Origin of the sequence: Nocardia sp. CA-290969, from assembly GCF_050936135.1 — a bacterium.
Lineage (GTDB): Bacteria > Actinomycetota > Actinomycetes > Mycobacteriales > Mycobacteriaceae > Nocardia.
Genome location: NZ_JBNJNJ010000001.1, coordinates 7,546,324 through 7,559,863, shown reverse-complemented (window position 1 = coordinate 7,559,863; position 13,540 = coordinate 7,546,324). Strand labels below are relative to the sequence as shown.

15 protein-coding genes are annotated in these 13,540 nt (G+C 68.7%); 7 read left to right on the top strand and 8 right to left on the bottom strand.

The features are described from left to right. Position 1 precedes the first annotated feature (1 nt). Complete coding sequence (locus tag ACQEVO_RS34400; protein WP_432923335.1) at positions 2-271, bottom strand: type B 50S ribosomal protein L31; 270 nt, start codon at positions 269-271, stop codon at positions 2-4. Then, positions 271-1,641: a ribosome hibernation factor-recruiting GTPase MRF gene (gene mrf / locus ACQEVO_RS34395; RefSeq protein WP_432921363.1), complete on the bottom strand. Its 1,371-nt coding sequence runs from the start codon at positions 1,639-1,641 to the stop codon at positions 271-273. Before mrf ends, ACQEVO_RS34400 begins: the two co-directional genes overlap by 1 nt. A gap of 105 nt (positions 1,642-1,746) precedes the next feature. On the opposite strand from mrf, the gene rpmB reads away from it, so the two are divergent. The 6 genes from rpmB to ACQEVO_RS34365 all read left to right on the top strand — a co-directional run bounded on the left by rpmB (position 1,747) and on the right by ACQEVO_RS34365 (position 3,821). After that, positions 1,747-1,983, top strand: a complete 237-nt coding sequence (rpmB, locus tag ACQEVO_RS34390; protein ID WP_432921360.1) for a 50S ribosomal protein L28 — start codon at positions 1,747-1,749, stop codon at positions 1,981-1,983. A 10-nt stretch (positions 1,984-1,993) separates the two neighbouring features. Continuing rightward, the gene (gene rpmG / locus ACQEVO_RS34385; protein WP_432921357.1) at positions 1,994-2,164 is read left to right on the top strand and encodes a 50S ribosomal protein L33; all 171 of its coding nucleotides are present in this window, start codon (positions 1,994-1,996) and stop codon (positions 2,162-2,164) included. After that, complete coding sequence (gene rpsN / locus ACQEVO_RS34380) at positions 2,164-2,469, top strand: 30S ribosomal protein S14 (protein WP_432921354.1); 306 nt, start codon at positions 2,164-2,166, stop codon at positions 2,467-2,469. Before rpmG ends, rpsN begins: the two co-directional genes overlap by 1 nt. Before the next feature lie 32 nt (positions 2,470-2,501). Then, on the top strand, positions 2,502-2,756 hold the full coding sequence (gene rpsR / locus ACQEVO_RS34375; RefSeq protein ID WP_030522354.1) for a 30S ribosomal protein S18: 255 nt from the start codon (positions 2,502-2,504) through the stop codon (positions 2,754-2,756). Between the two features lie 155 nt (positions 2,757-2,911). Continuing rightward, the gene (locus tag ACQEVO_RS34370; RefSeq protein WP_432921351.1) at positions 2,912-3,382 is read left to right on the top strand and encodes a hypothetical protein; all 471 of its coding nucleotides are present in this window, start codon (positions 2,912-2,914) and stop codon (positions 3,380-3,382) included. A gap of 139 nt (positions 3,383-3,521) precedes the next feature. Next, on the top strand, positions 3,522-3,821 hold the full coding sequence (locus ACQEVO_RS34365) for a hypothetical protein (RefSeq protein ID WP_432921349.1): 300 nt from the start codon (positions 3,522-3,524) through the stop codon (positions 3,819-3,821). A gap of 290 nt (positions 3,822-4,111) precedes the next feature. Here the strand turns inward: ACQEVO_RS34365 and purH are convergent, their stop codons facing one another. From purH to sucC, 6 genes are all read right to left on the bottom strand, one after another. After that, positions 4,112-5,674, bottom strand: a complete 1,563-nt coding sequence (purH, locus tag ACQEVO_RS34360; RefSeq protein ID WP_432921346.1) for a bifunctional phosphoribosylaminoimidazolecarboxamide formyltransferase/IMP cyclohydrolase — start codon at positions 5,672-5,674, stop codon at positions 4,112-4,114. Next, positions 5,671-6,318: a phosphoribosylglycinamide formyltransferase gene (gene purN, locus ACQEVO_RS34355; protein ID WP_432923332.1), complete on the bottom strand. Its 648-nt coding sequence runs from the start codon at positions 6,316-6,318 to the stop codon at positions 5,671-5,673. The genes purH and purN overlap by 4 nt, the downstream gene beginning before the upstream one ends. A 140-nt stretch (positions 6,319-6,458) precedes the next feature. Then, positions 6,459-8,033: a cell division protein PerM gene (locus ACQEVO_RS34350; protein ID WP_432921343.1), complete on the bottom strand. Its 1,575-nt coding sequence runs from the start codon at positions 8,031-8,033 to the stop codon at positions 6,459-6,461. A gap of 68 nt (positions 8,034-8,101) precedes the next feature. Then, positions 8,102-9,031, bottom strand: a complete 930-nt coding sequence (locus ACQEVO_RS34345) for a DUF5336 domain-containing protein (RefSeq protein ID WP_432921340.1) — start codon at positions 9,029-9,031, stop codon at positions 8,102-8,104. Positions 9,032-9,430: 399 nt separating this feature from the next. Beyond that, a complete protein-coding gene (gene sucD, locus ACQEVO_RS34340) occupies positions 9,431-10,345 on the bottom strand; it encodes a succinate--CoA ligase subunit alpha (protein ID WP_030522361.1) in 915 nt (304 codons plus the stop codon). 32 nt (positions 10,346-10,377) lie between these two features. Beyond that, positions 10,378-11,541, bottom strand: coding sequence for an ADP-forming succinate--CoA ligase subunit beta (sucC, locus tag ACQEVO_RS34335; protein ID WP_195056375.1), 1,164 nt, complete (start codon positions 11,539-11,541; stop codon positions 10,378-10,380). A 609-nt stretch (positions 11,542-12,150) separates the two neighbouring features. On the opposite strand from sucC, the gene ACQEVO_RS34330 reads away from it, so the two are divergent. Beyond that, entirely contained in the window at positions 12,151-13,530 is a 1,380-nt protein-coding gene (locus tag ACQEVO_RS34330; RefSeq protein WP_432921335.1) for a peptidoglycan DD-metalloendopeptidase family protein, read from the top strand. The last annotated feature ends 10 nt before the right edge of the window (positions 13,531-13,540 follow it).

Below are 13,540 nucleotides of genomic sequence, written 5' to 3'. Positions count from 1 at the left end.
CTCAGCTCTCCTTCCGCGCCCGCACGCCGCGCTTGCCGTACTTGCGCTCGAATTTCTCGACCCGGCCCTGGGTGTCGAGCAGCCGGTTCGCGCCCGTCCAAAAGGGATGCGAATCCGCGGTGACGTCCACCGTGATCAGCGGATAGGTATTGCCGTCCGCCCAGGTGATCGTCCGATCGCCGGTGGCCGTGGACCGGGTCAGGAATTGTTTGCCGGTACTCGCGTCCTCGAAGACGACCGGCCCGTACTCGGGATGGATTCCCGGTTTCATCATTTCTCCTTCCGGGCGCGATCGCCCGTCTCCATGCCGAGCCCGTCACCGGCGGCGGCGGGGCTCGGTTCCTCCGATTCGCAGGGGTCGGCATGCCATTCGCCGAACGGATCCGGCCATTCGGCCACCAACTGCGGCGCCCGGGCGACCTGCAAGAGTTCGGTCTCGTCCACCAGCGCCCAGTGCAATGCCTCCCGGATTTCCGCCGGATCGGCGTCGTGCACCAGAATCACCAGCGAAATATCGCGATCGCCGAATTGCTCGTCCCAGCGCAGCGCCGCCATGGCCAGGCGCTCCGGATCGGCGCCGGCACGTTCGGCGGCCGGCATCGCCGCGAGCCACCGGCCCGCTCCCCCGATCCGCAGGCCGCCGCCGGCCGATTCCAGCCACACCACTTCGTCCGGCTGGGTGGCCAGCCAGACCCGTCCACGGGCGGTCACCACCCCGTCGAAAAGCATGTCCAGTGCGGCGTGCAGCCGCTGCGGGTGGAAGGGCCGGCGCGCCGCGAACTCCACCAGTTCCACGCCGTGCTCCGGGCCGAGTGGCGGACGGCCACGCAGTAGCGGCGCGTGCGCGTCGAAGCTCCGGCCGCGGCGCGAATCCGCGGGAACCAGGCTCAGCAGCGCGTCCACCGCACCCGGGGTGATCGCATCGGCCGATTCCGGCCAGAGCACCGGTGCCGAGGGCACCAGACGGGACAGCACGGCGTTCAGCCGGGCGCGTTCCACCGGCTCCACCTCCGCACCGCCCGCCACCACGACCGCGTCGGCGAAATCGACCTGCCCTACTGCCAATTGGGCCACCGTGCGATCGTCGTCGGCCCAGGCCCAGCCGAGTTCCTCGAGCGTTTCGTCGCCCGTCGCGGCGGCCGGCCAGGTGCGGACGTCGATCGCGGTCAGCACGGCGGCGACGCAGACATCACGGGATGCCGGTCCGTCCACCCGGCCGACGATGCCGGTGACCGATATGTCCGCGATCCCTGTACAGACGGCCTCTGCCTCGAACGCGGGGTCCAGGGCGAGGACGATACGCCGCACCGAATCGCGGGCGGCCAGTGTGCACAGCAGCGGTAGCAGATCCGCCTTCAGCGTGCACGACACGCAGCCGTGCGCGAGTTCGTGTACGGATTCGGAGGTCGTTCCGGCGATCTGCAGCGTACGGCGAACGATCCCCTCGTGCAGTTGGGCGAGATCGTGGCGAACGACCACGGTGCCGTCGGCCGCGCCGAGGGCACCGGCGACGAGACCGGCGGTATCCGCCGGATCGCCGTGCAGGCCGGCGACCACCACGACGGGAGTGCGGCGGTCGCGACGGCCTGCTGATGCTTGTGCGGAGGTGGACACCACGACCCTTTCGGAAATGATTTTCATTTAGGACGGGGCACACGCTACAGTGTCGATTCGCCGTTGTCGAAAACGATTGTCATCATCGTTGGGGGCTGCGGTCGCCACCGTCCTCCGTCGAAGGGAGCCGCCATGTCGGCCCACTGCCAGGTCACCGGCCGCAAGCCCGGGTTCGGCAAAGCCGTCTCGCATTCACACAAACGCACCAACCGGCGCTGGAACCCCAATATCCAGCGCAAGACCTACTACCTGCCCAGCGAGGACCGCCGGATCACCCTCACCGTCTCGGCCAAGGGCATCAAAACCATCGACCGCGACGGAATCGAGGCCGTGGTGGCCCGGCTCCGCGCCCGCGGCGAACGCGTCTGAGGAGGCCACGATGGCATCGAAATCGACCGAACTCCGGCCGGTGATCAAGCTCCGCTCGACCGCGGGCACCGGGTTCACCTACGTGACCCGGAAGAACCGCCGCAACGACCCCGACCGGATGGTCCTGAAGAAATACGACCCCGTGATCCGCCGGCACGTCGACTTCCGGGAGGAGCGGTAATGGCGAAGAAATCGAAAATCGCCCGCGACGCCCAGCGCCGCGAGGTGGTGGCGCGGTACGCCGACCGGCGCGCCGAACTCAAAGAACTCATCCGCAAACCCACCACCCCGGACGACGAACGGCTGGCCGCCCAGGCCGCCCTGCGCCGCCTTCCGCGCAATGCAAGTCCGGTAAGATTGCGCAATCGGGACACCGCCGACGGGCGACCGCGCGGCTATCTCCGGAAGTTCGGCCTCTCGCGGGTGCGCGTACGCGAGATGGCGCATCGGGGAGAACTACCCGGTGTGCACAAATCGAGCTGGTAACCCCACTGATTCGTGAGTAAGGAACCGGTCATATGGCAGTCAAACGAGGCCCCTCGAAGAAGGTCCGTGCCGAGCAGGCCCGCCGGCCGAAGAAGAACCCGCTGATCGCGGCGGGTATCGAGACCGTCGACTACAAAGACGTCAATCTGCTGCGTACCTTCATCTCCGATCGCGGCAAGATCCGCAGCCGCCGGGTCACCGGGCTGACCCCGCAGCAGCAGCGGCAGGTCGCCGTCGCGGTGAAGAACGCCCGCGAGATGGCGCTGCTCCCCTTCACCAGCCGTTAGTCACCCGCCGAGCCCACCCGGACGCCCGGGGCCGCGTACCGCGGTCCCGGGCACACGCATATCGGGGACAGCGGTCCCGCGACCCGGCTTCTGCCCCGAAACGATATGCGCCCACGAGGCCGCGACGCCGGTTCCGGGCCGTTAGAGTCGTGCGCATGAGTTCACCGCGCGGGATCCTGGCGATTCTGGCCGTCTGCACCGCGCTGGCGGTCACGGCGTGCGGCGATACCGGTGAGACCGGCGCGGAGCCCGCGCTGTCTCCGGGACCGTCGGCAGCTACCACCACCAAGCAAGCGCCCAGCACGCCCACCGAGGATCCCGGCGCCGACCCCGGCCATCTGTTCACCGCCGACCCGTCCATCGTCGGTGCCCACCCCGTCCCGTTCACGTCATGGACCCGGGTGGCCGAGGATCGCATCGCCGTACATTTCGAAACCGGCGTACCCGAGTGCTACGGGGTGGACGCCTCGGTCACCGAAACCGAGACCACGGTCACCGTGGAACTGCGCAGCGGCACCCGTGCCGACTCCACCGGCAAGATGTGCGTCATGATGGCCGTATTCGGCACCTTGGAGGTTCAGCTGGCCACCCCGCTCGGCAACCGCCGGGTTCTCAGCGCGGCCTGACCGGAAATACGCCGCGCACCACCGGAGTTCCGGGGGCACAGTTATTTCGGGCTGCCCCGGTCACGACCGGCTTCTTAGTGTTGTGCACGAAGCAGACGTCCCGATCGCCCCGGCGATCGATCCCCGAAGGAACAGCGATATGCGACGTGTACTTTTCAGTGGTTTCTGTGTGGCCGCAGCAGCTTTCGGCTCGGTAGCCGGAACCGCGGCGGCAGCGCCCGGAACCGGGCTACCACTCGAACCGTTCACCACGGAGTCCGTACCTGCACCGAAATCGGTGCAGGCCCCCGGCACGTCGATGTCGGGTTTCGGTCACGAATCCAGTGGTTCGGCGATCATCGGCCCGATCAGCACCGGTTCCGCCGAGGCGCTCACCGGGCTGCTGTCCGTCATCGTCACCCTCTCCGGCGGCCCCACCTGCCCCGACATGATGTGCTAGCCGCCCACCGAGCAAGCCTCGCCGGCCGCACGGAAGCCGCCACCGCACCCCAACCCCGGAAAGGTAGAGGCAACCACGGCGGCGCCGAGTCCAGCGAGGCACTTGGAGTGCGCATAACCCCGAAACAAAACGCAACCACGGCGGCGCCGAGTCCAGCGAGGCATTTGAAGGGTTCGGCCCGTCCCTGCGTTCAGACCGTGAGACGATGCGGCGCAGCCGCGAGTATCGCGGGCTGAACGCCGGGACCAAGGGGGCCGAACCCCCGCGCCGCCGGAGGCGGCGCCAAAAATTCAGTGCGCGAAGTGGCGGGCTCCGGTGAAGTACATGGTGATTCCGGCCGCTCGCGCGGCATCGACGGTTTCCTGATCGCGGACCGAGCCGCCGGGCTGCACGATCGCCCGCACACCCGCTTGGATGAGCGCTTCCGGGCCGTCCGGGAACGGGAAATACGCGTCCGAGGCGGCGACCGATCCCTTGGCCCGGTCGCCGGCCCGCTGGACCGCGAGCCCGACCGCGTCGACCCGGTTCACCTGTCCCATACCTACGCCGACCGATGCACCGTCGTGCGCGAGCAGGATCGCGTTCGATTTCACCGCCCGGCAGGCACGCCAGGCGAATGCCAGGTCGGCGAGGGTTTCCGCATCCGCAGGCTCACCGGCCGCCAAGGTCCAGCCGGCCGGGTCGTCGCCGGCCGCGTCGAGCACATCACGCTGCTGGAGCAGGGCGCCGCCGCTGATCGGGCGCAGTTCCGCGCCCGCCCGCCGGGGCGGTTCGGAGATCAGGATGCGCACATTCTTCTTGCGCTGCAGTACTTCCACCGCTCCGTCGGCGTAGGACGGCGCGACGATCACCTCGGTGAAGATTTCCGCCACCTGCTGGGCCATCTCCACGGTGACCTCTTGGTTCGCCGCGATCACCCCACCGTAGGCGCTCACCGGATCGCAGGCATGGGCCTTGCGATGAGCCTCGGCGATATCGGTGCCCACCGCGATTCCGCACGGATTGGCGTGCTTGATGATCGCCACCGCGGGGGCGGTGTGGTCGTGGGCCGCGCGCCACGCGGCGTCGGCGTCGACGTAGTTGTTGTACGACATCTCCTTGCCGTGCAACTGCCGCGCCCGGGCCAATCCGCTGCCACCGGCGCCGTCGGTGTAGAGCGCGGCACGCTGATGCGGGTTCTCGCCGTAGCGCAGCACTGCCGACCGCTGCCAGCTCGCGCCGATCCAGGACGGGAATTCCGGCTCATCGGAGGCACTAGCGGTCAGCGTTTCCGCCATCCAGGTCGCCACCGCCACGTCATAGCTCGCGGTGTGTTGGAAAGCCTTGGCCGCCAGCGCGGTCCGTTCGGCGAGGGTGAACCCGCCGTCGGCCACGGCCTTGCGCACCTGGTCGTAATCGCCGCTGTCGACGACCACGGCCACCGACGGGTGGTTCTTCGCCGCGGCCCGCACCATCGACGGTCCGCCGATATCGATCTGCTCGACGCATTCGTCGGGGGTGGCGCCACTGGCCACGGTTTCACTGAACGGGTAGAGGTTCACCACCACCAGTTCGAAAGCCTCGACACCGAGTTCGTTGAGCTGGGACAGATGCTCGGGCTTACGAGTATCGGCGAGGATTCCCGCGTGCACCCGCGGATGCAGGGTTTTGACCCGGCCGTCCAGGGTTTCCGGGAAACCGGTCAGCTCCTCGACCTTGGTCACCGGGACACCCGCGTCGGCGATCCGCGCGGCGGTGGACCCGGTGGACACCAGTTCGACACCGGCCGCGTGGAGCGCGGTCGCCAACTCCACGAGCCCCGTCTTGTCGTAGACGCTCACCAGCGCCCGGCGGATCGGCCTGCGTTCACTCACCGGAGAACTCGCTCATCTGGGATCACTGCCTTTCGTCCATCGGAGACAATTCCGCGGGTGGCGACGGCGGCGACAACCTCCACCAGTAACCGTCGCTCCACGACTTTGATGCGTTCGTGCAGGGCGGCCTCGTTGTCGTCGGGCCGCACCGTCACCGGTTCCTGCGCCAGGATCGGGCCGGTGTCCACCCCCGCGTCGACGAGGTGCACCGTGCTGCCGGTGACCCGGACCCCGTAGGCCAGCGCATCACGCACCCCGTGCGCGCCCGGGAAGGCAGGCAGCAGCGCCGGATGGGTGTTTATGATGCGGCCGCCGAACCGTTCCAGGAACGCGGGGCCGAGCAGTTTCATGAATCCCGCGCAGACCACCAGGTCGGGCGTGTACCCGGCGACCGCGCCGGTGAGCGCCTGATCCCAGGCGCCGCGGTCGGCGTACGCGCCGACGGGGATCCGCAGCACCGGGATACCCGCCGCTTCGGCGTGCTCGGCGGCAGCGCATTCCCGGTCCACGCCCACGGCCCGGATCCGCGCCGGATAACCCGGATCGGCGGTCGCTTCGATCAACGCGCGCAGCAGCGATCCGGTCCCCGAGGCGAGTACGACCAGGCCGGCCGGGGTGGAATCGGTGGGTTCCGGGGCGGTCAGGGCTCTACTCCTGGAGTTCGTGGGGCGGTGGGGCGTGCGATACCCGGTCCCGGGAATCGGCCCGCGGGCACGGATAGAGCCTAGTAGACGCGGTCGGCGGCCGATCCGGCGGCAGTCGGCCGGGGCGCGACACCGGGCGATCAGTGCTGGGGACGGTCGCCGGTTTCGTCGTCGAGCAGATCGGATTCGACCACCTCGGCATCGACGATCTCCGCCTCGGCCGCGGCGAAACCGGACAGCGGCCGCGTGCCGGGCGCCGGGTCCCCGTCGACGACCTCGACATCCAGCGGCGCCTCCGGGCCCACCGCCTCGCCGCGGGGCCGGTCGAGGAGATCCGCGTAGTGATCCGTGGGGTCGGCGGTGGTATCGGCGGGGAGTTCGGGAAGTGTGCCGGCGGGCAGGGCCGGGTTTCCGCCCGGCCGGACCGGTTCCCCGTCGCCGGGCTCGGGGTCGTCGTTGTCGTAGCCGGCGTCGTCCGGGTCGAAAAGCGCGTCGGGATGGCGTAGTAGCGGCGTCGGGAACGACACCAGGAATGTCCGCGCGTAGAGCAGACCCGCATATCCGGGAACGGCCAGCCACGCGAAAACCGCCAGTGCGAAAACCGGCAGTTCCAGCCCCAACCGCCCGAAATTCCCGAGTTCTCCCCCGGCCAGCGCGGCGAGCGCGGTGAGCGCGGCACTCCCCATACCGGCCGCCGCGAACAGAGCCCACGGCGCGGCCGGGCGGTCGTAGCTCACCCGAGCCGATTCCACCCCGGCGTAGACGCCGATCGCCGCGGGCACGAGCAGCAGTACCGCCCACCACAGCGCCGCCGGACCGGCCGGGACGGCGGCGACCACGGGAACAGCCGGCACCGGGCCACCGACCACGGTGAACACCCCGAAGGAGGCGTCGCCGAACTGCACCCCCGGGCCGGCCAGTACGCCGACCCCGGCGATCACCGCATTGGGCAGATACAGCAGTGACAGCAGCGTCAGGCCGAGCACATCCACGAAATTGCCGGCGCCGCCGTAGGTATCGCCGACCCGCGACCAGTGCACCAGCAGCGCGATCACGAGCAGGACGGCCGCGGCCACGAGCAGCCGCAGCGCCGCGCGGCCCGCCACATAACCGGCGGCGATGGCGTCATAGGGAATACGGTCGAAAATTTGCGCCCGGCACCGGAATCCCGCTCCGGCCGCGGCGGCGAGCAGATGCAGGATCAGCACCCAGGCGAACGCGGTCAGCGGGTTCGGACGTTGCAGCGCAATGGATCCCGAGGCGTCCTCGGTAACGGCCAGGCAAACGGCCGTGATGAGCAGTGGACCACCCGTCGCCGCGCCGAACAACCAGCCGATCTCGGTGCGGGTGGGTTCGCTGTCGGTGGCCGAGACCGCCTCCCGGGCCGCGGCCCAGAGCAGTAGCGCGGTCGGCAGCACGGGTAGCAGGCCCACCGTGGTGGTGCCGATGGTCAACGGCACCTGATGTATTGCCAGCCAGCCGGCGGCGACGGCGCCGCTCAGGCCGGTGAGATCGCTGCCCGCGGTGAGCAATGTCGCGAGCATGGCGAACACGATGGCGGCCAGCGCGAACGCGGCCGGCCGGAATGCCACGTAGAGCAGTACCCGGGCGCGGTCGGGTGGCAGCGTGAGCGGACCCGGTTCACCGGCCGGACGCGCCGGCGACCGGCGCGCGCCCCGGTAGCGGCGGGTCGACGAGGTACGCGGGGTACTCATGGATTTCTACAGTGGCAGCCGCCCCGGCGCGGGCGCTTCAGGCGCGCCGCACCGGGGGCCGCCGAGGATCACTTCTGGTCGTCGGACTGGCGGAACGCGCGGGTGGCGTCGCCGGCCGGGTCGGAACCCTGTTCCCCACCGAACGGCTGGGCCGGCTGACCCGGCTGCTGCTGCGGCTGCTGGCCGTAACCGGGCTGCTGCGCCTGCTGCGGCTGCCCGTAGGGGGACTGCTGCTGGCCACCGGCATACGGCGACTGCTGCTGCCCGTAGCCCGGCTGCTGCTGGCCGTAACCCGGCTGCTGCCCATAACCCGGCTGAGCCTGCTGCCCGTAGCCCGGCTGCTGCTGCTGGCCGCTGCTGTACTGCTGCCCGTAACCCGGCTGCTGCTGGCCGTAACCCTGCTGCTGGCTCTGGTATTGCTGCTGGCCGTAGCTCTGCTGCTGGCCACCCTGGAAACCGGAAGGCGCGGCCGGACGAGCGGCCGGCGCGGACAGGATGCCCGCGTCGAACAGCACCACCGCGATCGCGAGACCGGCTTGGACCAGCGCGAGGAACAGGATCAGGTAGAGCCCGGCCTCGGCTGCCGCACCCTCCGGCAGGTTGATCCACTGGAACAGGATGGTGAACAGCGTGCCGGTGGCGATCGCCGCCGATACCCCGACCCAGTTCTGCTTCGGCAGCAACGACAGACCCGCGAGCAGGCCGGCGATCAGGAGCAGCCCGCCGATCGTCGCTTCCTGCGACTCGAAGAGATTCATGCTGGTGTCCGCCGACGCGGGCAGGTCCAGATCACTGCTGGCACCCATATAGGGCAGGAAGCCGAGCAGGAAGGCGAGCACGCCCACGGCAGCCGCGCCGATGGTCAGGAAGAACGGCAGTCCTTTCCCGCCGGCCCCAGCGGCACTCGCACCACCGGCCGCCTGCTGCTGGCCGGGATTGGGCGGAACGGAGGGCGGAACGGGTGCGTTGTACCCGGAGCCCCCGGTCGGGTATGACATGTCGTCATCTCCTAGGTCGAGTCATACGTACTTGACGGCTGAATGCCCTTTGAACGCTACTGCACACAGAGAGATAGGTCATCACCGAAGGATTCAGCTGTGGATAACCAGGAGATCCCGCCGCACGACACGAATGCGCAACGATCGACACCCCCGATTTGTCTCGACCCCCGAATGGCCAGGACCGAGCGCAGTCCGCATGCCGATGGACCTGCCGACCGCTGAACCGGACGTAACCAGCCACTGGCGCCGAGTTCAGCGAGGCCCTTGGCGGTTTCGGCCCGTCCCTGCTTTCCGGCCGCGAGACGATGCGGCGCAGCCGCGAGTATCGCGGACGGAAAGCAGGGACCAAGGGGGCCGAAACCAAGCGCCGACGGAGTCGGCGCCGATCAACACAGATCAGGCGCTGACGGCGGCCTTTTCCAGGATCTCGCGCGCCAGGGCGGCGGTTTCGGACGGCGTCTTGCCGACCTTCACGCCCGCGGCCTCCAGCGCGTCCTTCTTCGCCTGGGCGGTGCCCGACGAACCGGAGACGATGGCGCCCGCGTGACCCATGGTCTTGCCCTCGGGCGCGGTGAAACCGGCGACGTAGCCGACGACCGGCTTGGTGACGTTGGCCTGGATGTAGGCCGCGGCGCGCTCTTCGGCGTCGCCACCGATCTCACCGATCATCACGATCAGCTTGGTCTCCGGATCCTTCTCGAACGCCTCGATGGCGTCGATGTGGGTGGTGCCGATGACCGGGTCGCCGCCGATGCCGATGGAGGTGGAGAAACCGAAATCGCGCAGCTCGTACATCATCTGGTAGGTCAGGGTGCCGGACTTGGAGACCAGTCCGATCGGGCCCTTGCCGGTGATGTTGGCCGGGGTGATGCCGACCAGCGATTCGCCGGGGGTGATGATGCCGGGGCAGTTCGGGCCGATGATCCGGGTCTTGGCGCCCTTCTCCACGTTGTAGGCCCACGCGTAGGCGGTGTCCTGCACCGGGATGCCCTCGGTGATCACCACGAGCAGCGGGATCTCCGCGTCGATGGCCTCGATGATGGCGTCCTTGGAGAACTTCGGCGGCACGAAGGCGATGGAGACATCGGCGCCGGTCTTCTCCATGGCCTCGGCCACGGTCGCGAACACGGGCAGTTCGACCGCGTTGCCGTCCTTGTCGGTGTGCGAAACGGTGGTGCCCGCCTTGCGCGCGTTCACACCGCCGACGACCTGGGTACCGGCCTTCAGCATCAGCGCGGTGTGCTTGGTGCCCTCGCCGCCGGTGATGCCCTGGACGATGACCTTCGAATCCTTGTTGAGGAAGATAGACATAGTTCTGTGTGTCCTTTGACTGGGCGGTCGACTCAGCGGGCCGCGAGTTCGGCGGCCTTGTCGGCGCCTTCGTCCATGGTCTGCGCCAGCGTCACCAGCGGGTGCGCGGCCTCGGCGAGGATCTTGCGACCCTCTTCCACCCGGTTTCCGTCCAGGCGGACCACCAGCGGTTTGTTCGCTTCGTCGCCCAGGATCTCCAGCGCCTTCACGATGCCGTTGGCCACCGCGTCACACGCGGTGATACCACCGAAGACGTTGACGAAAACGCTCTTCACCTGGGAATCGTTCAGGATGACGTCCAGACCGTTGGCCATCACCTCGGCGGAGGCGCCGCCACCGATATCGAGGAAGTTGGCCGGTTTGACGCCGCTGTGCTTCTCGCCGGCGTAGGCGACGACGTCCAGGGTCGACATGACCAGACCGGCACCGTTGCCGATGATGCCGACCTCACCGTCGAGTTTGACGTAGTTGAGGTCGTTCTCCTTGGCCTTGAGCTCCAGCGGATCGGTCGCGTCCTTGTCCGCGAACTCCGCGTGGTCGGCGTGCCGGAAGTCGGCGTTCTCGTCCAGGGTGACCTTGCCGTCGAGCGCCAGGATCTCGTCCTGCGGGGTGCGCACCAGCGGGTTGACCTCGACCAGGGTGGCGTCTTCGGCGACGAAGACCTCCCACAGCTTCTGGATGGTCACCGCGGCGGCGTCGAGCACCTCGGCGGGCAGGTGGCCCTGTTCGGCGATCGAGCGGGCGAACGCCAGATCGACACCCTTGACGGCGTCGACCGGCACCTTGGCCAGCCGGTCGGGCTTGGTGGCGGCGACCTCTTCGATCTCCATACCGCCCTCGACCGAGCACATCGCCAGGTAGGTGCGGTTGGCGCGATCGAGCAGGAAGGAGATGTAGTACTCCTCGGCGATATCCTTCGCCTCGGCCACCAGGATCTTCTTGGTGATGTGTCCCTTGATGTCGAGCCCGAGGATGTTGTTCGCGTGGGTCAGCGCGTCCTCCGGGGTGGCCGCGTACTTCACGCCACCGGCTTTACCGCGGCCGCCGACCTTCACCTGGGATTTGATCATCACCGGCTTGCCGATTTCCGCGGCGATCGCGCGGGCGTCCTCGGCAGTGTCGGTCACGCGGCCTTCCGACGAAGGCACCCCGTGCTTTACGAAGAGCTCCTTCGCCTGATATTCGAAGAGATCCATGTATTCACCGTCTCGTCTGCGTTGCTATGACAACGTCTTTGTTGGCGGCCCGACGTCGGTAGCGGGTCGCTCGGACTCTAACCACTCATAAGGACGGCCGATCGGGCACGTTCATCCTAAGTGGCGCAGGTCACGAGCCTCCCCGCGGGGAGGCCAAATCCGCAGGCCATGGCTACCGGCGAGTAGCTTTCGCACCGGCCGCAGGCGGCGCGGTGGATACGACCAGCGAGACCCGCGAGTGCGGGCGCCGGCATCACCGCGGACGGCATCCGACTGTGAGCCGTCACAGCGAGGGGTAGTGATCAATGTCACAGTAACGTTTGAAAACGTCCTACCGCTTGCCGCGTCGCAATCGTTTCGTTACCGTCGAACGGTCGATGTCACAGCCCGATCACGAGTGTTGTCAGGCGTGGTCGCTTGGCATCCGGTAGTCGCGCGAGTAGAGATCTCCGTGATCGCGCTCCCCGCGAGCAGGTTGAGAGAGGACGGCAGCTTGACGCAGCACACCGCTCCGCAGTCGCAGAGCCGTTCGGTACCAGTGTTCCCGGCGCCGTGCTGCACAACGGCCGCCCCGGCAGGCGCGGTATGCGAGGGGATGCGGATCCGCCGATGAACCACCACGGAACCCTGGACGCCCAAGCCAACGGTCAGCGCCGCCGGCACCGCGGCAACGGCGCCCCGGCCCCGGAGGGCCCGCAGCCGTTCAACGCCTTCGGCGCCCCCGGTGACAGCCGTTCCCGCCGCCGCCCACTGAACACCGCCGCCGCCTCGGCCGCGGCCGATTCCCAGCGCAGCGCGGCCGACGATTTCTGGGCCACCAACCAGAGCTGGGCGGAAAGCGGTGACGACAGCTTCGGCCGCGCCCCGGAGCCGCAGCCCGCCGCCTGGTCCGGAACCGAACCCGCCGCTTGGCAGGAGCCGCAGCCCGCCGCTTGGCAGGAGCCACCGACCACCCACTGGTCCCAGCCGCAGTCGGGCTGGGCGGAACCGCAGGCGAACGAGTGGTCCGGTGGCGATTGGCGCGGCGAAGAAGGCTGGAACCGTAGCGATAAACCCGCGTGGCACAGCGATCCCAACTGGAACACCCATCAGAGCTGGTCCGAGGCCCAGAACTGGGATGCGGATCCGGCCCCCCGCGATCATGCCGAACCCGCCACCCGCGGCCGGCCCACCACGATCGCCGAAGCGCTCGCGAACGAGCCCGCCGAACCCGAACCCGCCGACGAACCGCAGCCCGGCCGCTCGCGCGGTGCGCACCGGGTCGCCGCTCCGCCGTCCGCGCTCAAGGGGCGGGCCGCGGTGGTCGCGGTCGCGGCCGGTGCCGTGGTCGCGGCCGGGCAGTGCGCCACCGCCGCGCCGGGCGAGGAGAAGACGAAACAGGCCGCCGATTACGAGGCCGCCGGTTCGGTCCACGAAATCGCCGCCCAGTCGATGGCCACCGAGAATCCGGCGGCCGCGAATTCACACTCACCGCAGATGCTCGCCGCCGGCGCTCCGCTGGATACCAGCCGCTTCGGGGAAATGCTGGCCAACGGTGCCGAATTCGCGAAGGATCTGGCCGCGGCCGAAGAGGCCAAGTATCGGCCGCTGTTCGCCCATTTCACCGCCGCTGGGTCCTTCACGTCCGGTTTCGGTGCCCGCTGGGGTGTTCAGCATCTGGGCGTCGATATCGCCGCCCCGATCGGGACCCCGATCTATGCGGTGGCCGATGGTGAGGTCATCGACGCCGGCCCGGCCGCCGGTTTCGGTATGTGGGTCCGGCTGCTGCACGCCGACGGCACCATCACCGTCTACGGCCATGTCGACACCACCACGGTATCGGTCGGCGACTATGTGCTCGCGGGCGATCAGATCGCCACGATGGGCAATCGCGGTTTCTCCACCGGCCCGCACGTTCATTTCGAGGTGTGGCTCAACGGGAGCGACAAGATCGACCCGATCCCCTGGCTCGCCACCCGCGGTATCAGCCTCACCGGCAACAGCGACTGAACCTGTCGCC